The 20,255-nt window shown below is 68.1% G+C and carries 13 protein-coding genes; 9 read left to right on the forward strand and 4 right to left on the reverse strand.

The annotated features are described in order from the left end of the window. The first annotated feature begins 49 nt into the window (after nucleotides 1-49). Nucleotides 50-4,132: an ATP-dependent RNA helicase HrpA gene (hrpA, locus tag VG561_RS05825; RefSeq protein ID WP_423179453.1), complete on the forward strand. Its 4,083-nt coding sequence runs from the start codon at nucleotides 50-52 to the stop codon at nucleotides 4,130-4,132. A 75-nt stretch (nucleotides 4,133-4,207) separates the two neighbouring features. Here hrpA and VG561_RS05830 read toward each other — a convergent pair whose 3' ends face one another. Continuing rightward, nucleotides 4,208-4,732 carry a hypothetical protein gene (locus VG561_RS05830; protein WP_014648104.1) on the reverse strand — a complete coding sequence of 175 codons (525 nt, stop codon included), beginning with the start codon at nucleotides 4,730-4,732 and terminating at the stop codon, nucleotides 4,208-4,210. 130 nt (nucleotides 4,733-4,862) lie between these two features. Between VG561_RS05830 and VG561_RS05835 the strand changes: the two genes are divergently transcribed. Further along, entirely contained in the window at nucleotides 4,863-7,019 is a 2,157-nt protein-coding gene (locus tag VG561_RS05835; RefSeq protein WP_032958977.1) for a RelA/SpoT family protein, read from the forward strand. A 30-nt stretch (nucleotides 7,020-7,049) separates the two neighbouring features. Then, nucleotides 7,050-8,615 carry a hypothetical protein gene (locus VG561_RS05840; protein ID WP_046432065.1) on the forward strand — a complete coding sequence of 522 codons (1,566 nt, stop codon included), beginning with the start codon at nucleotides 7,050-7,052 and terminating at the stop codon, nucleotides 8,613-8,615. On the opposite strand, the gene VG561_RS05845 is transcribed toward VG561_RS05840, so the two are convergent. Continuing rightward, complete coding sequence (locus VG561_RS05845) at nucleotides 8,612-10,711, reverse strand: glycosyltransferase (protein ID WP_423179454.1); 2,100 nt, start codon at nucleotides 10,709-10,711, stop codon at nucleotides 8,612-8,614. The two genes, VG561_RS05840 and VG561_RS05845, sit on opposite strands and share 4 nt — an antisense overlap. 96 nt (nucleotides 10,712-10,807) lie before the next feature. Between VG561_RS05845 and mrcB the strand changes: the two genes are divergently transcribed. From mrcB to VG561_RS05875, 6 genes are all read left to right on the forward strand, one after another. Beyond that, nucleotides 10,808-13,246 (forward strand): penicillin-binding protein 1B, encoded by a 2,439-nt coding sequence (gene mrcB / locus VG561_RS05850; protein WP_014648100.1) that lies wholly within the window; start codon nucleotides 10,808-10,810, stop codon nucleotides 13,244-13,246. After that, on the forward strand, nucleotides 13,243-13,779 hold the full coding sequence (locus tag VG561_RS05855; RefSeq protein WP_014648099.1) for a hypothetical protein: 537 nt from the start codon (nucleotides 13,243-13,245) through the stop codon (nucleotides 13,777-13,779). The genes mrcB and VG561_RS05855 overlap by 4 nt, the downstream gene beginning before the upstream one ends. Nucleotides 13,780-14,487: 708 nt before the next feature. Next, on the forward strand, nucleotides 14,488-16,758 hold the full coding sequence (locus VG561_RS05860) for a methyl-accepting chemotaxis protein (RefSeq protein ID WP_111206957.1): 2,271 nt from the start codon (nucleotides 14,488-14,490) through the stop codon (nucleotides 16,756-16,758). 37 nt (nucleotides 16,759-16,795) lie between these two features. After that, a complete protein-coding gene (locus VG561_RS05865) occupies nucleotides 16,796-17,665 on the forward strand; it encodes a CheR family methyltransferase (protein WP_423179455.1) in 870 nt (289 codons plus the stop codon). Next, nucleotides 17,662-18,258, forward strand: coding sequence for a chemoreceptor glutamine deamidase CheD (cheD, locus tag VG561_RS05870; protein WP_014037083.1), 597 nt, complete (start codon nucleotides 17,662-17,664; stop codon nucleotides 18,256-18,258). The genes VG561_RS05865 and cheD overlap by 4 nt, the downstream gene beginning before the upstream one ends. Further along, complete coding sequence (locus tag VG561_RS05875; protein ID WP_423179456.1) at nucleotides 18,255-19,328, forward strand: protein-glutamate methylesterase/protein-glutamine glutaminase; 1,074 nt, start codon at nucleotides 18,255-18,257, stop codon at nucleotides 19,326-19,328. Before cheD ends, VG561_RS05875 begins: the two co-directional genes overlap by 4 nt. 125 nt (nucleotides 19,329-19,453) lie before the next feature. Here the strand turns inward: VG561_RS05875 and VG561_RS05880 are convergent, their stop codons facing one another. Both VG561_RS05880 and VG561_RS05885 read right to left on the reverse strand, forming a co-directional pair. Continuing rightward, the gene (locus VG561_RS05880) at nucleotides 19,454-19,603 is read right to left on the reverse strand and encodes a hypothetical protein (RefSeq protein WP_423179474.1); all 150 of its coding nucleotides are present in this window, start codon (nucleotides 19,601-19,603) and stop codon (nucleotides 19,454-19,456) included. Nucleotides 19,604-19,629: 26 nt separating this feature from the next. After that, nucleotides 19,630-20,253 (reverse strand): hypothetical protein, encoded by a 624-nt coding sequence (locus tag VG561_RS05885; RefSeq protein ID WP_423179457.1) that lies wholly within the window; start codon nucleotides 20,251-20,253, stop codon nucleotides 19,630-19,632. Between the last annotated feature and the right edge of the window lie 2 nt (nucleotides 20,254-20,255).

Consider the following 20,255-nt stretch of genomic DNA (forward strand, 5'->3'; position numbering starts at 1 on the left):
AACCGGTCGTGATGACTGGTCGCTATCAAAGTTTTGAACGAACCGATTGATGAACTCTATCGATAAAAATCCATCGTCCCGCCTGCGCCAACAGCGCGCCGCCATCGACGGCGCCATGAGCCGCGACCGGGGCCGTTTGCTGGGGATGCTCTCGCGTTGCCAGGCCAAGCCACAGGATGCGGCGTTGGCCGCTACCTTCGAGCAGGCCTTGCAGGCGTCGGTGCAGCGCCGGCAGGTCCGGGCGCAGCAGCAGCCGTCCATTACTCTGGACCCGCAGCTGCCGATTGCGCGTGAAGCCGACGCCATCATCGGGCTGATCCGCGACCATCAGGTGGTGGTGATCGCTGGTGAAACCGGCTCGGGCAAGACCACCCAGCTGCCGAAACTGTGCCTGGCCGCAGGCCGTGGCCAAGCCGGCATGATCGGTTGCACCCAGCCGCGACGGATTGCCGCACGTGCGGTGGCAAGCCGCGTGGCGCAGGAACTGCAGAGCGAACTGGGCCAGCTGGTCGGCTACCAGGTGCGCTTCAACGACAAGGTCAGCGACGACAGCCGCATCAAGTTCATGACCGACGGCATCCTGCTGGCGGAGATCGCCAGTGACCGCTGGTTGTCGAACTACGACACGATCATCGTCGACGAGGCGCACGAACGCAGCCTCAACATCGATTTCCTGCTGGGCTACCTGAAGCAGCTGCTGCGCAAGCGCCCGGACCTGAAACTGATCGTCACCTCGGCCACCATCGATACCGAACGCTTCGCCCAGCATTTCGACAATGCGCCGGTGATCAGCGTCGAAGGCCGCACCTACCCGGTGGAAGTGCGCTATCGCGCGCTGGAAGGCGAGGGCGAAGACCAGGGCGAACGCACCGTCAACGACGCTATCGTGTCGGCCATCGACGAGATCACCCGCCTGGATGCGCGCGGCGACGTGCTGATCTTCCTGCCGGGCGAACGCGAGATCCGCGATGCGCACCAGTCGCTGGAGCGCCGCAAGTACCGCAACACCGAGGTGCTGCCGCTCTATGCGCGGCTGTCCAACCAGGACCAGGACCGGGTGTTCAATCCCGGGCCGAACCGGCGCATCGTGCTGGCCACCAACGTCGCGGAGACCTCGCTGACGGTGCCGCGCATCCGCTACGTGGTCGATCCGGGCTTTGCCCGCGTCAAGCGCTACAGTCCGCGCAACAAGCTGGACCGCCTGCACATCGAGCCGATCTCGCAGGCCAGCGCCAACCAGCGCAAGGGCCGCTGCGGCCGTATCGCCGAGGGCATCTGTTACCGCCTGTACGCCGAAGCCGATTTCCAGGCGCGGCCGGAGTTCACCGATCCGGAAATCCGCCGCTCCAGCCTAGCCGGGGTGATCCTGCGCATGCTGCAGCTGGGCCTGGGCCGCATCGAGGAGTTTCCGTTCCTGGAAGCGCCGGACGAGCGTGCGGTGGCCGATGGCTGGCAGCAGCTGACCGAACTGGGTGCGATCGACGCCGAGCGGCGCATGACCACCATCGGCAAGCAGATGGCACGCCTGCCGGTGGACGTGAAGCTGGCGCGCATGCTGGTCGCCGCGCAGGCCGCCGGCTGCCTGCGGCCGATGCTGGTGATCGCCTCGTTCCTGGGCATCCAGGACCCGCGCGAACGTCCGCCCGAAGCACGCGGTGCCGCCGACAGCGCGCATGCGCAGTTCGCCGATGGTCGTTCCGAGTTCGTTGGCGTGCTGCGCCTGTGGGATGCCTACCGGCAGGCCCATGAAGACCTGACCCAGTCCAAGCTGCGCGACTGGTGCGGCCGTCATTTCCTCGGCTTCCTGCGCATGCGCGAGTGGCGCGAGCTGCACCGCCAGCTGCGGCTGCTGTGCGAGGAACTGGGCTGGAAGGAAGAGGCCAACGAGGCGTCGATGGCGCCGTTGCTGGCCGGCAGCAGTGCGCCGGCGGCAGCGCGTGATGATGCCGCCGCAGTGAAGGCCACCCGTGGCCAGCTGCACCGCGCTGCACGCCTGGCCCGCGAAGGCAAGGCCGAAGCGGCGCCGACGCCGGTGGCCGTACGTGCACAGAAGGAGCAGGCACCGGCGGGCGGCGGCTTCAGCGAACGCGTGCGCGCGGCTGCCTACCAGACCCTGCACCGGGCGTTGGTGGCGGGCCTGCCGACGCAGATCGGGCACCGCACCGAGAAGGGCGATTTCCAGGCGCCACGCCAGCGCCGTTTCCTGCCGTTCCCCGGTTCGGCGCTGTCCAAGCGCCCGCCGCCGTGGTTGCTGGTGGCCAACCTGCTGGACACGCAGAAGGTCTGGGGCATGACCCTGGCCGCGATCGAGCCGGACTGGGTCATCGCCGAACTGCCGCACCTGCTGCTGCGCAAGCACTTCGACCCGCACTGGTCGCGCGCGCAGGGCCAGGTGCTGGCCTCCGAGCAGATCAGCCTGTTCGGCCTGGTGCTGGCACCGAAGAAGCCGGTGCACTACGGCCGCATCGCACCGGGCGAGGCGCACGACATCTTCGTGCGCCAGGCGCTGGTGACCGGCGAGATCAACACCCGCGCCAGCTTCGTGGCCGACAACCAGAAAGTGCTGGAGGTCGCCCGCGAGGAGGAAGCGAAGCTGCGCCGCGCTGGCATCGTGGCCGACGAGGACTGGCAGGCGCGCTGGTACCTGGACCGGGTGCCGCCGCAGATCCATTCGGCCGCAGGGCTGGATACCTGGTGGAAGGGGCTGGCGCCGGAACAGCGCAAGACCCTGCACTGGTCACTGGTCGACCTGTTGCCGGGTGAGGGCAGCGAACAGGAGCGCTACCCGAAGTACCTGCCACTGGGCCAGGCGCGCCTGCCACTGCACTACCGCTTCGAGCCGGGTGCCGATGATGACGGCGTGACCCTGGACGTGCCGCTGCACCTGCTCAACGCGCTGGACCCGGTGCAGCTGGGCTGGCTGGCGCCTGGCTTCGTCGCCGACAAGGCCTCGGCACTCATCCGCAGCCTGCCCAAGGCGATGCGCCGCAACTACGTGCCGGCGCCGGACTTCGGTCGTGCGTTCTTCGAGGCATTCCCGCAGCCCAGCGCCGATGCCATCACTGGCGAACTGGCGCGCTTTTTGTCACGTGCCACCGGCGCGACGGTGACGGCGCTCGATTTCGACCCCGCTTCGATCGAACCGCACCTGCACATGAACCTGCGCCTGCGCGACGAGCACGGCAAGGTGCTGGCGACCTCGCGTGATCTCGATGCGTTGCGCGCGAAATTCGGCGGCCGTGCCGGCGATGCCTTCGCTGCACGCGCGGGGCGCGAGATGGCGGCCGATGGCCTGCGCACGTTCCCGGCCGCGCCGATTCCGCTGCAGGTGCCCGGTGAAGCCGGCGTCCCGGCCTATCCGGCGCTGCTGGACGAGGGCGACAGCGTGGCGCTGCGCATCTTCGCCGATCGCCAGCAGGCGCAGGAGGCCCACCCGCTGGGTGTGCGCCGGCTGCTGGAGATTGCCCTGGCCGAGAAGGTCAAGCAGGCGCGCAAGCAGCTGCCGGTGGGTGCCAAGACCGGCCTGCTGTATGCCGCGATCGAATCGCAGGAACGCCTGCGTGGAGACCTGGTGGATGCGGCGATGAACGCGGTGCTGGCCGAAGGCCTGGAAGACATCCGCGATGCGGCAGCCTTCGAGCAACGCCGCGAGCATGCGGCCAAGGCCCTGTTCGGCGAGGCGATGTCGCGGCTGAAACTGGCCGAGTCCATCCTGGCGCTGGTGGCGGAACTGAAGCCGTTGCTGGAGGCGCCGTTGATGGGCTGGGCGCGTGGCAACCTGGACGACATGGAAGCGCAGCTGGCCGGGCTGATCCACCCCGGCTTCCTGCGCGACACGCCGGCCGACGCGCTGGCGCAGTACCCGCGCTACCTGAAGGCGATGATCCTGCGCACCGAGCGTGCCAAGCGTGATCCGCCGCGTGACCAGGCGCGCATGCTGGAATTGCACCCGTTCCTGGAGGCGCTGGAAGCGGGCGAGCAGCAGGGCCTGCGTGATCGCCCGCAATGGCAGGCGCTGCGTTGGGATCTGGAAGAGCTGCGGGTGTCGTTGTTCGCGCAGGAGCTGGGGGCACGCACCGGCATTTCGGCGAAGAAGCTGGCGCAGCGGGTGGCTGCACTTCGCCAGGCGTGAACGCGCGCCATGGTCGCCCCATCGGGCGACCATGGCCGCCGGGCATGGATCCGGCACGGCCGGAATGCCCGGGCGTTACTTGGTGCGACGAACCTTCGGTTGCACGTTCACCCCGTCCACCTTCATGTACCAGGCGCCCATCACGCCTGGGCGCATGCTGACGTTCGGCGCTTCCTTGCGGCCACCGGAATAGTGCGTGGCGTCTATCTGCTCCCACTCCTGGCCGTTCTGCAGCACGTAGCGGCGGCCCTGGCCGAAGCCACGGAATTCGCCCTGCAGGGTGCTTTCGATCGGTTCGCTGCTGCCGAAGTCCAGGAAGCCGCGGTTCTTCTTGATCACTTCCTGGCGGCCTTCTTCGCGCGCTGCGGCGACGGCCTGGGTGGTGGCCGCCTCGACCTTGCCCTGCAGCCAGCGGTTGAGCGTGGCCAGTTCAGCGGCGCTGAGCTTGTCCAGGCCGGCGGCCTTGAACTCGGTGGGCGACATCTGCTGCTGCAGGTCGCCCTCCACCACGCGCTGGGCCAGCGCAGGCGCGGACAGGGACAGCAACACGGCGGCACAGGCCAGCAGCCGTGGACGGACGCGCAGGGCAATCGAAGGCATGGCGGGTCTCTCCTGGATGTGTTGGCGAGTGTAGCGGCATGTCTTCATGCCGGGTGATGGTGGCCGCAGTGATTGTCCCTGAACGACGCCGGCGCTAGTGTAGGGGCCTCTGTCTTGCCTGCTCGATGCTGTGAACCGCGCTTCCGTCCCTGGCCTGGATGCCTTGTTGAACCGTCCCTCGGCAGCGGTGCTGCCTGCTCCGCTGCGCCAGGCCCTGCGCGAGCATTGGGAAGCGCCGGATTGCGACCACCAGATGCGTGCCACCTGGTCGGTGCTGGGCGATACCCTTGATGCGCTGGCGATGCTCTCGGCCGACGAAGGCGCGGTGGTGGCAGCATTGCTGTTCGACCTGCCGGGCCTGCGCGCCAGCCTGGACCAGCTGCCGCTGGGCAGCCACCAGGCGGCGGTGATCGGCCTGCTCGATGGCCAGGATGCGGCCGATCCGGTGTGGGCGCTGCACGCCGGCCGTGAGGCCGGACGCAACAGCGAGGGCCTGCGCCGGCTGCTGCTGGCGATCATCCGCGACCTGCGCGTGGTGCCGATCCTGCTGGCGCGCCAGCTCGCGAGGATGCGCGCGGCCGACAAGCTGGACGACGAGCAACGCCGCGCGCTGGCCCAGCTGACCCGCGACATCCACGCGCCCCTGGCCAACCGCCTGGGCATCTGGCAGCTGAAGTGGGAGCTGGAGGACCTGGCGTTCCGCCACCTGGAACCGGAAACCTACCGCCGCATCGCCCGCGAGGTGGACGAAACCCGCATCGCCCGCGAGCGTTACGTCGAGAACGTCAAGAAGGTGCTGTCGCGCGAGCTGGTCGCCCAGGGCATCAAGGCCGAAGTCAGCGGCCGCCCGAAGCACATCTACAGCATCTGGCGGAAGATGCAGAAGAAGCGGCTGGCCTTCGACCAGCTGTATGACATCCGTGCGGTGCGCGTGATGGTCGACGACGTCGCCGCCTGCTACGCCGCGCTGGGCGTGGTGCACGCGCTGTGGGCGCCGGTACCAAGCGAGTTCGATGATTACATCGCACGCCCGAAGGCCAACGACTATCGCTCGCTGCATACCGCCGTGGTCGGCCCGGAAGGTCGCACCATCGAAGTGCAGATCCGTACCCATGAAATGCACTCGCAGGCCGAGCTGGGCGTGGCCGCGCACTGGAAGTACAAGGAAGGCGGCAAGGGCGCGGAGAAGTCCTTCGATCGCAAGATCACCTGGATGCGCCAGCTGCTGGAGCAGGCGCAGGACGGGCAGGGCAATGAACTGGCCGGGGCGCTCGATGCCGAGCTGACCGAGGACCGGGTCTATGCGCTGAGCCCGAAGGACGAGGTGCTGGACCTGCCGCAGGGCGCTACGCCGCTCGATTTCGCCTACCAGGTGCACACCATGGTCGGGCACCGCTGCCGCGGCGCCAAGGTCAACGGCCGTATCGTGCCGCTGACCTATCGCCTGCGCAGTGGCGACCGCGTCGAGATCCTGACCGGCAAGGAGGCCGACCCGCGCCGCGACTGGCTGATGCCGGCCAATGGCTTCCTGGCCAGCAACCGCTCGCGCGAGAAGGTGCGCAGCTGGTTCCACAAGCTGGACCGCGCGCGCAACGTGCAGGCCGGTCGCGAGCTGCTCGAGCGCGAGCTGAAGCGGCTGGGCCTGCAGCACTCGGACCTGGCCGTCGCGGCGAAGAAATTCCATGCCGACAGCGTCGATGACCTGTACATCCAGGTGGCGCTGGGCGATACCGGCCCGAACCAGGTCAGCCGGACGTTGCTGGAGGCGGAACGTGCCGCCAGCCAGCCCGCGCCCGCGCCGACCCTGCCGCGGCCGACCGCGCGCCGCGAGAACCTGGGCAAGTCCAAGTTCACCGTGCAGGGCGTGGGCAACCTGCTGGTGCAGCTGGCACGCTGCTGCCAGCCGGTAGCCGGCGAGCCGATCGTCGGCTACCTGACCCGTAGCCGTGGTGTCACTGTGCATCGTGCAGACTGTGCCGCGCTGGCCCGGCTGGCCGCCGCCAGCCCGCAGCGCATCCTGCCGGTGGAGTGGGGCCAGGCCGGTGGCGGCTACGAAGTGGACGTGGTGGTCGACGCGGTCGACCGCCGCTGGCTGCTGAAGGACATCACCAACCTGATCGCCCAGGAAGACGCCTACGTGCTCGACATCCACAGTGACAACGTGCGCAACAGTGGCCGTGCCCATCTGCGGCTGCGGCTGAAGGTCAGCGACTACGGGCAGTTGTCGACGCTGCTGGGCAAGCTTGATGCGCTGCCGGGCGTGAGCGAGGCACGTCGCCTCGGCTGAGCTTCACGCTGCCCCGGCTACCCTGCACGCATGGAACGCGAGCCCCCGCATCGCCCGCATGGCGCTGAACATCCTGCGCTGGACCGCGTCCGTCGCGAGGGTCGCTGGTGGTGGCTGCAGGCACGCCATGCGCGCCGGGTCTGGCGCTGGGCGCTGCTTGCGGCGCTGGCCGTGTTCGTGCTGCTGGTCCTGCTGCGCAAGCCGCTGGCCGACTGGTTCTGGGATGAGCCGCAGATCGAACAGCTGCTGGCCGAGGGGGATCGTGCGCTGGCCGCCGGTCGTTTGAGCGATGCCGATGGCAGTGGTGCGCGCGAGCGCTACCAGGCGGTGCTGGCGCTGGACGGTGATCGCCCGCAGGCGCGCCAGGGCCTGGCCAATACCGGCGCGGCAGCGCTGCAACAGGCGCGCGATCGCCTGCACGCCGGTGACCTGGACGGCAGCGCGCAGGCACTGGCACTGGCCCGTGAGCTGCAGGTGCCGCAGGGCGAAGCCGATGCGGTCGCCCGCCAGCTGCAGGCGCGACGCAGTGCCGGAGCCGGTATTGGTGCGTTGTTGGCCCAGGCACGCAACGCGTTCGCGGCCGGACGCCTGGATGATGGCGACAGCAGTGCGTTGCCCTTGTTCCAGCGCATCCTTGCCCTGCAGCCGGACAACCTGCCGGCGCTGGAAGGTCGCGAAGATGCGCTGAGCGACCTGCTGCTGCAGGCGCGCACGCTGGCAGGGCGCGGAGAGCTGGCCGAGGCGGCCGCGATCCTGCGTCGTGCCCGCCAGTTCGATGCCGGTCATGCCGATCTGCCGGCCAGCGAGGAAGCCCTGGCGCGCGCGGTGGACCAGCGCCTGCGGCAGGCGCAGCGGGCACTGCAACGACAGCAGCTGGACGCCGCGGCCCAGGGTTTCCTGGCAGTGCTTGCGGTGGCGGCCGATGATCCCAATGCCCAGCGGGGGCGTGAGCAGGCGCTGCAGGCGGTGGTCGTGCGCAGCCAGACATCCGCCGACGACTTCCAGTTCGATGCGGCGCAACGCGATGCAGCCCTGGCGGCGGAGCTGGGCGCTTCGCAGGCAATCCGGCAGCAACTGGCACAGCGCCTGCAGCGTGCGCGCCAGGCGCAACAGGCCCTGCAGCAGCCCGCGATCAGTACGGCGCAGCGCGAACGCCAGCTGCGCGACCACCTGCGCAAGATCGAGCGTGCCGAACGTGCAGGGCAGTGGATCAGCCCACCGGGGCACAGCGCGTTCGACGCACTGCGCGAAGCCCAGTCACTGGCCCCCCGCGACACGCGGGTCAAGGCTGCCGCAGCACGCCTGCTGCCCGCCAGTCGCCGCTGCTTCGACGACAATCTGCGGCAGAACCGGGTACAGGCGGCGGGTGCCTGCCTGCAGGCCTGGCAGACGCTGTCACCGACCGCAGCGGGCCTGCCCTCGGCGCGGCTGCGGTTGGCCCAGCGCTGGCTGGCGATCGGCAGCGAACGGCTCGGCAATGGCGACCTGGCCTTTGCCGCGCACGCTGCCGAACAGGCGCGGTTGCTGCAACCGGACCTGGCCGAACTGCCGGCGTTCGAAGACCGCCTGCGTCGCGCCGGTGGACGGGCGGACTAGGCGAAGAACACCCGCTGCACGGTCGCGCGGGCGGCATCAAGTGAGAAATGCTGGGCGACGTTGGCCAGGCCGGCATCGGACAACTGCTGCCACAGCTGTGGATCCTGGTACAGGCGGATCACCGCATCGGCGAAACCGACAGCGTCATCGGCCACCAGCACGTCCTGGCCGGGATGCAGGTGCATGCCTTCCACGGCGCAGGTGGTACCGACCACCGGCTGGCCGTGGGCCATGCTCAGGTTGATCTTGCCCTTCACGCCGGCGCCGAACCGCAGCGGCGCAATGGCGATGCGCGCGCCGTCCATGTAGGGCGTGATGTCTTCGACGAACCCGTGCATCTGCACACCGGGCTGGCGTGCGGCCAGTGCCAGCAGCGACTCCGGCGCCGCGGCGCCGATGCAGTGCAGGCGCACTTCCGGCAACCGGGCGCGGATGTGGGCAAAGACCTCGCCGATGAACCATTCCATGCCGTCCAGGTTCGGCGGATGACGGAAGCCACCGACAAACACCAGGTCGCGCCGCTGCTCGAATACGGCGCCGGCACCGGCGACCTCATGCAGGTTGGAGATCAGCTCCACCCGCACCTGCGGCGCATCGGACTGCAGCTGCTCCCGTTCGGCCGCACTGACCAGCACGGTGATGTCGCACTGCTCCATCACGGCCAGTTCGCTGCTGCGGGTACGTTCCGCTGCACGCAGCAGGGTTGCGTCGCCGGCGACTTCGGCACCGCGGCGTTCGCGCAGGTAGTGCAGGTCAACGGTGTCGAACACGGTCCGTGCCTGCGGTGCATAGCGCTTGAGCAGCGGCAGGCATTCGTGGGCGACGTGGTGACGCACCAGCATTGCCACGTCGAAACGCGATCCGTGGCTGCGCAGCCAGCCGGCTACGCCGTCCAGGAAGGGCGCGTACCAGACTTCCACGCCCATCCGTTGCAGCGCTTCGGTGGCCGCACCGGCGTGCTCGCGCCGGGTCGGTACGAACACAACGTGGGCGCCGCCCTGCAGCAGCAGGCGGATCAGATTGACCTGGCGCAGTGACCCGGAATCGCGATCCGGCTGCGGTACTTCCTCGTCCAGGATCAGCACCTGGCGCCGGCCGCGCAGCAGCAGCGCCGGAGACGGCACTTCGCCGACCGCCGGATGACGGCCCAGTTCGGTGGCCCAGCGGGCGGCGAAGATGGCCTGGTTGCGTACCTGGTAGGCCTTCACCCCGCTGCCGGTGTCGGTACCGTTGCTGGTGCCTTCGTCGTGGATCACCCGGCTGGCCGGCTGCACCAGCACGCGCAGGCCGTGTGCACGCACGCGGAAGGCCAGGTCGGTGTCCTCGTAGTAGGCCGGCTTGTAGCGGGTGTCGAAGCCGTCCAGCTGCTGCCAGAGGGCGCGTGGCAGCATCAGCGCCGCGCCCGAGCAGTAGTCGACGTCGCGCAGGCTGGCAAAGCGCGGATCATCGGCGGCCTCGAAGCGGCCGTAGCTCCAGCCACTGCCATCGGCGAAGATCACCCCGCCCGACTCCTGCAGGCGGCCATCCGGGTACAGCAGCTGGCTGCCGACCAGGCCGGCGTCGGGCACGCTGCCGAAGGTGTCCAGCAGGGCGTCGAGCCAGCCCGGCTGCGGCACCGTATCGTTGTTCAGCAGTACCACGTAGCGGCCGCGTGCGCGCGATACACCGTCATTGCAGGCTTCAATGAAGCCGCCGTTGTGCGCGCGCACTTCATAGCGCAGCCCGGCCACCTGCGGCATCCACTGCACGGTGGCATCGCTGCTGCCGTCATCCACTACCAGGATCTCGCACGCGGCGGCCGGCGGGTGCGCCGCCAGGGCGCGCAGGCAGGCCACGGTGTGGGCGACGTGGTTGTAGACCGGGATGACGATGCTCACCTCCGGCGACTCGCTGAACGGCACCGTGAAGGGGGCGAAATCCTGCGCTGGCGGCAGGAACAGTGGCGTGCGCGGGGCGGGAACGGCGCGCTGGGCATGCACGCGGATGCGTTGCCAGGTGGCCCGCCAGCCACGGGTGCGCAGGCTTGCCAGGCTCCGGCGGGCCAGGCCCGACAGGCGGTTGATCAGGTATCGGATCTCGGCCAGGGACATCGCCATCCGGTTGCAACTCCAGCTTAAGCAGGGGAACCCGGGAGAATTCGCCAGCCGCAGCGGCTGGGGTAGACTCGCCAGACCCTACATTCTCGCATTCCCGTGCCCCGACGCTACGATTCCGACGACATCGACGATTCCGACGACGACCAGCAGGACAACGGTCCGCTGTGGCGGCGCCGGCTGATCACCTGGAGCATGGCTGCGGTCGCGTTGGGATTGGGTTTCCTCATTCCCTATACGCTGTACCTGAACCAACAGGTGACCCAGCGTTTCGGTGAACTGCGCTGGCAGATCCCGACGCGCGTGTACGCGCGCCCGCTGGTGCTCACCCCCGGCAAGGCGATGGATGCGTCTACGCTGAAGACCGAGCTGGCCGCCTCTGCCTACCGCGATGACGGGCAGGGCAAGGAGCCGGCCACCTATGCGGTGAACGGCGGGCGCTTCGTCATCTCCAGCCGCGGCTTCAACGACGTTGACGGCCGGGTGGCCCCGCGCCGGGTGGAGCTGTCGCTGGCCGATGGCGGCGTGGCCTCGCTGCGCGACGCCGACAACCGCAAGGCGCTGAAGGCCGCGCGGCTGGATCCGGCGCGCATCGCCACCCTGTACGGCCAGAAGCAGGAAGAGCGCCGCCTGATCCGCATGGACGAGGCGCCGGACCTGCTGGTGACTGGCCTGCAGGCGGTGGAGGACAAGGACTTCAACCGCCACCACGGCATCGACCTGTCCGGCATCGCGCGCGCGGTGTGGGTGACGATCCGTTCCGGTGGCCAGAGCCGCCAGGGCGCTTCGACGCTGACCCAGCAGCTGGCCCGCAGCGGCCTGCTCGGCATCGGCAAGGAGCAGACGGTCACCCGCAAGTTCAATGAGGTGCTGTACGCACTGATCATGGAAGCGCGTTATGACAAGCGCACCATCTTCGAGGCCTATCTCAACCAGGTGTACCTGGGCCAGCGCGGCAGCCAGGCGATCCATGGCATGTCCTCCGGCGCCGAGTTCTGGTTCGGCCGTGACCTGCAGTCGCTGGAGACCGAGCAGATCGCACTGCTGATCGGCCTGGTCAAGGGGCCGTCCTTCTACGACCCGCGGCGCAACCCGGAGCGCGCGCTGGATCGCCGCAACTTCGTGCTGGGCAAGCTGCACGAGGCCACGCTGATCGACGATGCCGAGTACCAGCGCGCGCTGAAGGCACCGCTGGGCGTGCCCAAGACGCCGGGCCTGGTGGCAGCCAACCGCTTCCCGGCCTACGTTGACCTGGTCCGCCGCCAGCTCGGCCATGACTATCCGGAATCGGCGCTGCAGGGCGCGGGCCTGAGCGTGATGACCGGCATGTCGCCGTCCGCGCAGGCCTATGCCGAAGGCGCGGTGACCCGCACCATCAAGTCGCTGGAAAGCAAGCGCCGCCCCGAGCTGCAGGCCGGCATGGTGCTGACCGACGTGCACAACGGCGACGTGCTGGCGGTGATCGGCAGCCGCGAGGTGTCCGAGGTCGGCTTCAACCGCGCGATCGAGGCGCAGCGTCCGGTCGGTTCGCTGCTCAAGCCGTTCGTCTACCTGCTGGCCCTGGCGCAGCCGGACCGTTACTCGCTGGCCAGCTGGGTGGATGATTCGCCGGTGACGGTGCAGCTCGGCCGCGGCCGCAACTGGAGTCCCGGCAACGCGGACAACCGCAGCCACGGCACGGTGCGCCTGATCGACGCACTGGCGCATTCCTACAACCAGGCCACGGTGCGCGTGGGCATGCAGGTCGGCCCGGAGCGCGTGACCCAGCTGATCCATGTCCTGGCCGGCATCAAGGCTGACGCCAACCCGGCGGTGATCCTCGGCTCGACCGACCAGAGCCCGTACGCGATGGCGCAGCTGTACCAGTTCCTGGCGTCCGGCGGCGAGATCCAGCCGCTGCACGCGGTGCGTGGCGTGCTCGATCCGCAGGGCAAGCTGCTCAAGCGGTACGACAAGACCCCGGCACCGGCGCAGGAAGGCGACTCGATTGCCGCCAACCTGATCAGTGTCGGCCTGCAGCAGGTGGTCGCCAGCGGTACCGCGCAGCGGCTCAATGCCGATGGCCTCGGCCGCCTGCAGCCCGCCGGCAAGACCGGCACCACCAACGATGGCCGTGACAGCTGGTATGCCGGCTACACCGGTGATCACCTGGCAGTGATCTGGATCGGCAACGACCAGAACGCGCAGGCCGGCCTGTATGGCGCCACCGGCGCGATGCGGGTCTGGTCGGGCATCTTCCAGCGCCTGCCGAGCGCGCCGCTGCGGGTCAGCAACAAGGGCCTGGACTGGCAGTCGGTGGCCCCCACCGGCCTCAACAGCACCGATGAAGGCTGCCCCGGCGCGCGTCGTTTCCCGTTCGTGGTGGGCTATGCGCCTGCCTATGCGCCGTGCGCGCCGGCCGCGTCGCCGGAGGGGCAGGGCGAGGCCGAAGGCGAGGGCGGTGGCTGGCGCAGCTGGTTCGGCCTGGACCGCAAGCCGGAAGCGCCTGCCGAACCTGCCGCGGCACCTGCCGCCGCCACTCCTCCCCCGAGCCGATGATGCCGATGAACATGCGATCCCTGCTGCAGCCCCTGGCCCTGACCGGCCTCAGCCTGGCCCTGGCCGCCTGCGTGAGCAGCGCACCACCGGTGGTCAAGCCGGTCGATACCACCACGCCGGCGCAGCGCCTGGCTGCGGTGGATGCTGCAGCGGGTCCGGACGACAAGGAATTGTCGGTACAGCCGCTGCGTGATTCGCAGGTGGAAGATCTGCGGGTAACCGCACTGGCACAACGCCAGGCGAACGACCTGGCCGGCGCGGCCAGCAGCCTGGACCACGCGCTGGAGATCGTGGCGGGTGACCCGGCAGTGCTGCAGGAACGTGCCGAACTGGCGCTGCTGCAGGGCCAGTGGGCGCAGGCGGAGACGTTCGCGCGCAAGGCGGTGGATCTGGGCTCGAAGACCGGGCCGCTGTGCCGCCGGCATTGGGCGACGATCGAGCAGTCGCGCCTGGCGCGGGGCGAGAAGGAGAATGCGGTGTCGGCGCATGCGCAGATTGAGGGCTGCACGGTGCCGGGGATCAAGCGGTACTGAATTTCCAGCCAACGGCGCAGCCCCTCGTGGCTGTGGGTTGGTCGCTGAAGCCAGAAGCAAAAGCCGCGCTTGGCCGGGCGGGGTGGGTTCGCGGGGGACGCCGTGAACCCGTCCCTGGGGGCTTGGCCGCGGCATCCATGCCGCGGACACCCCCGCGAACCCACCCCGCCCAACCTCTGACAGTTTCCGTGTGCGTCCAGCCACGGAAAAGAAAAAGAAAATCAAAAGCGGGTCGCGCGCTGCGCGCACTCGTTGTGGGGTCGTATCCGTTTTCCGCAGGAAAACGGATACGACCCCTTCTTGTTTCCGTTCCACCCACCGCTTCTGAAAGGGCAGTCGAGCAAGCTCGACGCGACGCCGCGCGTGCATCCGTCACTGGAAACTGTCGAGGGTGGGGCGGGAGGGGCAGGCAGGACCGTTGGCGCCATGGATGGCGCCATCGAGCCCCCATGGATGGGTTCACGGCGTGTCCTGCCTGCACACCCCGACCCGGCCAACCCGTAGCTACCCATCGCCATGACCTGCCGTTGCCGTTGCTTCAAAAGCCTGCCGCAGGCAGCGCCGCAGCCGCCGCTGCAAGGAAACCTGAATACGTTCGGACACCGCACCTCAATCCCCCGCCCGCGCGGCCGATAACGGGGTTGTCACGGCGTATCCCGCCGCTGACCGGCACGGCGCCGCCCGCCCGCTTCGACCTGGTCCTGCTCGATGAATCTCCTGCATCGCTGGCAACACTACTTCCGCAATCTTTCCGTCCGGCGCAAGCTCAACCTGCTGACGCTGCTCATCGCGCTCGGCGTGATCGCGCTCTCGGTGATCGCCGCCCGCATGCAGTACCTGGACCTGACCGAAACCCGCAAGAGCGCGCTGAAGACCCAGGTCCAACTGAGCTACGGCATCCTGCAGCACTACCACCGCCTGGCCGGTACCGGCGAGCTCAGCGAAGAGGCCGCCAAGAGCGCCGCGCTGCAGGCGCTGGAGGTCATGCGCGCCGGGAACGATACCTACTACTTCAACATCTACGACACCGGCTACCGCCTGCTGATGCACCCGTTCCGCAAGGACCTGGTCGGCAAGGACATGAAGGACTTCCGTACCGACGACGGCGTACGGATCTACTACGACCAGGTCGAAGCGGCTCGCGCCGGCGGCGGCTTCGTCAACTACCGCTGGGCCAAGCCGGGCAGCAAGGGCGAGGTCGAGAAGGTCGCCTATGCCGGCCTGTTCGCGCCCTGGAACTGGGTGGTCAGCAGCGGCGTCTACATGGACGACGTGCAGAAACAGGCGCTGGTGTTCACCGCCATCATGGCGGTCTCTGGTGGCGTACTGGTGCTGATCGTGCTGGCCCTGAGCTGGGTCATCGGCAACCGCATCGCCGTGCCGCTGAAGCAGGCCACCGCCGTGGCCGAAGGCATCGCCGGCGGCAAGCTGGACAGCCACATCGGCCCGCAGCCGCACGACGAAACCGGCCGCCTGCTGGAGGCCATGGCCGGCATGCAGCAGCAGCTGCATGCGGTCATCACCGGCCAGCGCGAAATGGCGCGCCGTCATGACGGCGGCGAACTGAGCTACCGCATCGACGCCAGCGCCTTCCCCGGCGAGTACGGGCTGATGGTGCAGGAAACCAACGCCCTGGTCGGCGGCCACGTGCAGACCCTGCACGACGTGCTGGACGTGGTGCAGCAATACGCGGTCGGCGATCTCAGCCGCGACATTGCACGCTACCCGGGCGAAAAGGCCGCGATGACAACCACCGTTGATACGGTCAAGGCCAACCTCGGCCGCATCAATGCCGAGATCAAGCAGCTGGCCAGTGCCGCCGCGGCCGGCGACTTCAGCCTCCGTGGCGATGCGCAGCGCTTCGATCACGATTTCCGCCTGATGCTGGAGAACCTCAACGCGATGATGGCGGTCAGCGATGACAACCTCGGCAAGCTCTCGCAGCTGCTGTCGGCCATCGCCGAAGGTGACCTGACCGCACGCATGCACGGCGACTACCAGGGCGTGTTCGCACGCATGCGCGACGATGCCAACACCACCGTTGCACAGCTGACCCAGATCGTCGGCCAGATCCAGGCCAGCGCGTCCAGCATCACCCTGGCCGCCGGCGAGATCGCCTCCGGCAACAGCGACCTCTCGCGCCGCACCGAGCAGCAGGCCGCCAACCTGGAAGAAACCGCCGCCTCGATGGAGGAACTGACCTCCACCGTGCGCCAGAACGCCGAGCACGCACGCCAGGCCAACCAGCTCGCCATCGGCGCGCACGGTGTCGCCTCGCAGGGCGGTGACGTGGTCGGCCAGGTGGTCACCACCATGTCGGCCATCGAAGCCTCGTCGAAGAAGATCGCCGAGATCATCTCGGTCATCGACGGCATCGCCTTCCAGACCAACATCCTGGCGCTGAATGCCGCAGTGGAAGCCGCGCGTGCCGGCGAACAGGGCCGCGGCTTTGCCGTGGTCGCCAGCGAAGTGCGCACCCTTGCCCAGCGCTCGGCCGCCGCCGCCAAGGAGATCAAGGGCCTGATCGACGACTCGGTCGGCAAGGTTGCCGAAGGCTCGGCGCTGGTACACAAGGCCGGCGCGACCATGGGCGAGATCGTCGCCTCGGTGCAGCGCGTGACTGACATCATGGCCGAGATCTCTGCGGCCTCGCAGGAACAGTCGGCGGGCATCGAGCAGGTCAACCAGACCGTGGTGCAGATGGACGAAACCACCCAGCAGAATGCTGCGTTGGTGGAAGAAGCCACTGCTGCGGCACGCGCAATGGAGGACCAGGCCGGCCAGCTGGCTGACGCCGTGGCGATCTTCCGCCTCGACAACCAGGTGTCCGCCGCAGTGAAGGCCGTGGCCGCGCGCGCGGAGCCGGCCCGTATCACCACCGTGGCACGCCCGCAGCCGACCAGCACGCCCGCTCCGGTCCGCCGCAGCAGCAACGCCAGCACCTTCGCCGCCAGCGACAGCGACTGGCAGGAATTCTGAGACCCACCCGCGGCGGCTGCGGCCGCCGCCTCTGCCGATGGACACGTCCCCCGTGCAAAGTCCTACCCCCATCGTCACCGGCCCGCGCGAATTCGAGTTCGCCGACCGCGATTTCCGCCGCGTCTGCGACCTGATCTACCAGCGCGTGGGCATCGCCCTCGCGCCGGCAAAGCGCGACATGGTCTATGGCCGCCTGTCGCGCCGCCTGCGCACGCTGGGCATGCGCAGCTTCCAGCAGTACCTGGACCATCTGGAACAGGAAGATGGTGACGAATGGCAGGCGTTCACCAACGCGCTGACCACCAACCTGACCTCGTTCTTCCGCGAACCGCATCACTTCGACAAGCTGCGCGAGGAACTCCAACAGCGCTCCAGCCGCGCCCCACTGCTGCTGTGGTCGTGCGCGGCGTCCACCGGCGAAGAGCCCTACTCGATGGCGATCACCGCCTGCGAGGCCTTCGGCACGTTGAAGCCGCCGGTACGCATCATTGCCACCGACGTCGATACCCAGGTGCTGGCCACCGCCGGCCGCGGCGTCTACAACATCGATCGCGTCGCCAGCCTCGATCCGGACCTGCGCCGCCGCTACTTCCAGCGCGGCAGCGGCCCCAACGAGGGCCAGTGCCGCGTGCTGCCGGCGCTGCGCGAACTGATCGAGTTCCGCCCATTGAACCTGCTCGCCCCGCGCTACGACGTCGGCGGCCCGTTCGACGCGCTGTTCTGCCGCAACGTGATGATCTACTTCGACAAGCCGACCCAGCGCGCCATCCTCGGTCGCCTCTTCCAGCACCTGGCCGATGACGGCCTGCTCTACACCGGCCACTCGGAGAACTACCTGCACGCCGCCGACCTGATCCAGCCCTGCGGCCGCACCCTGTACCGCCGTGCGGCAAAGGCCGGCGCATGAATGCCTCGCTGCGTACCGACGATGTGATGCGCTACCAGGATGCGCGCTTCCAGACCATCGCCGCCAAGCTGCTGCCGACCCAATACCTGGTGGTCGATGACACCACTGCGCTGACCACCACGCTGGGCTCCTGCGTGGCGGCGTGCCTGCGCGACCCGGTGCTGAAGATCGGCGGCATGAACCACTTCCTGCTGCCGGAGGGCAACGCCGGTGACGGCGCACCCGCACGCTACGGCAGCTATGCGATGGAACTGCTGATCAACGACATGCTCAAGCGGGGCGCCCACCGCAAGCGCATCGAAGCCAAGGTGTTCGGCGGCGCCAACGTGCTCAAGGGCTTCACCAGCAATCCAGTGGGCACCCGCAACGCCGAGTTCGTGCGCCAGTACCTGCAGGCCGAGCACATCCCGATCATCGCCGAGGACCTGTGCGGCATCCATCCGCGCAAGATCTGGTTCTTCGCCGACACCGGCCGCGTGGTGGTGCAGCGCCTGCCGCATGCGCATGAGGCCGAAGTGGCCGCCACCGAATCGGCGGTGCGTGCGCGCCTGTCCAAGGCGCCGGTCACCGGTGGCGTGGAGCTGTTCGAATGACCTTTACCGGCAACGCCCCCTGCCGGGTGCTGATCGTCGACGACTCTGCCGTCGTGCGCCAGATGCTCACCGAGATCCTGTCCAGCGATCCCGCCATCGACGTGGTCGGCACCGCCGCCGACCCGCTGCTGGCCCGTGAAAAGATCAAGCGACTGGCCCCGGACGTGATCACCCTGGACGTGGAAATGCCGCGCATGGACGGGCTGGCGTTCCTGGAAAACCTGATGCGCCTGCACCCGTTGCCGGTGGTGATGATCTCCTCGCTCACCGAGCGCGGCGCCGACACCACCCTGCAGGCACTGGCGCTGGGCGCCGTGGATTTCGTGTCCAAGCCGAAGTTGGACGTGGCCCGCGGCCTGCAGGGCTACGCCGACGAGATCATCGCCAAGGTCAAGATGGCGGCGCGCTCGCGGGTACGTCCGCTGGTGCGCGCTGCCGCGCCGAAGCTCATGCTGGACGCCGCGCCCGCGATACGCCCGGCCGCGCCGCAGTTCCGCACCACCGACCGGCTGATCGCGATCGGTTCCTCGGCGGGCGGCACCGAAGCGCTGCGCGTGGTGCTGGAAGGCATGCCTGCCGACGCGCCCGCCGTGGTGATGACCCAGCACCTGCCGGCCAGCTTCAGCAGTGCCTTCGCCGAACGCCTGGACCGCCACTCGGCGATGGCGGTACGTGAGGCCAGCGACGGCGAAGCGGTGCTGCCCGGCCACGCCTACCTGCCGCCGGGCGGCAAGCACCTGCGGATCATCCGCGACGGTGCGCGCTGGCGCTGCCGCGTCGACGATGGCCCGGCAGTGAACCGCCACAAGCCGGCAGTGGACGTGCTGTTCCGTTCGGTCGCGCAGAACGCCGGTGGCAACGCCATCGGCGCCATCCTCACCGGCATGGGCGATGACGGTGCACGCGGCCTGCTGGAAATGCGCCAGGCCGGCGCGCCGACGTTGGTGCAGGACGAAGCCACCAGCGTGGTCTGGGGCATGCCCGGGGCAGCGTTCAAACTCGGTGCCGCTGAGGAACAGGTACCACTGGAACGCATCGCCGAACGCCTGCTCGCCCTCGCCCGCAGCTGACGCGAAGTAGTTTCACGCAATGCGTGGATGCCAGCGACGAGGCGCCGGCCAGCGGCCGGCACTACCGTGCATCGTCGGCTCACAGAAAAACCCCCGGCGCGAGCCGGGGGTTTTCCGTTACCGCATCAGGCAGCGACCGTCTTGGCCACGTCCTGGTATTCCTCGATCTGGTCGAAGTTCATGTAGCGGTAGATCTCCGCACCATTGGCGTTGATCACGCCGATGTCCGCCATGTACTCCTCCTTGGTCGGGATGCGGCCCAGGCGCGAGCACATCGCGCCTGGGCCTGCCAAGAAGAAGCCTACGCCTCGTAAAACTGCTCTATCAGGCCAATAATCCTATCAACCCTGCCACGCTCAATCTCCGGCGACTCAAAAGTATTCGTCGCATAAACCCAACTGTTATGAGCAACCGTCCCGCGCAGCGATCCGTACTTATTAAGATCCTCCACCAACACGCCATCAAGCTCATCGGGGAAATAGCCCATTATGGCCGACAGCGTTTGAACTGATTTTTCCTTTATTCCGTTATTGGCCTTTATGAATTGACGGGCGAATCCATGCGCTTCATTTGCCAGCGAAGCGAAGGATGCTTTATCAACCCCCACAGGAGGGGCAACCCACCGCTGCCAGTCAATTTCCCTCCTCTCCATCCAGGCACGAAGCGCAATAAGCGATGCATTCTTCATTGTCAGTGCCGATTGACCTTCGCACGCCTTAATGGCATCAAGCGCGCGATTCTCAAAATAGCACTCTAGTTCCGAGTGAATTAGAAGTCTGCAAGCGGCCATATTGTCGAAATCAGGATCAGGAGGCACATCCCCATCTGCCAAAGCAGCGTCTATAGCTGCTATTTGAGGGTCAATGTATTTTGCGAGAAGGAGACCACATCTGCTCTTAAGGTGCCCAAAATGTGCCGTGGTCATGT

It is taken from the genome of Stenotrophomonas sp. CASM110, assembly GCF_049384345.1.
GTDB lineage: Bacteria > Pseudomonadota > Gammaproteobacteria > Xanthomonadales > Xanthomonadaceae > Stenotrophomonas > Stenotrophomonas muris.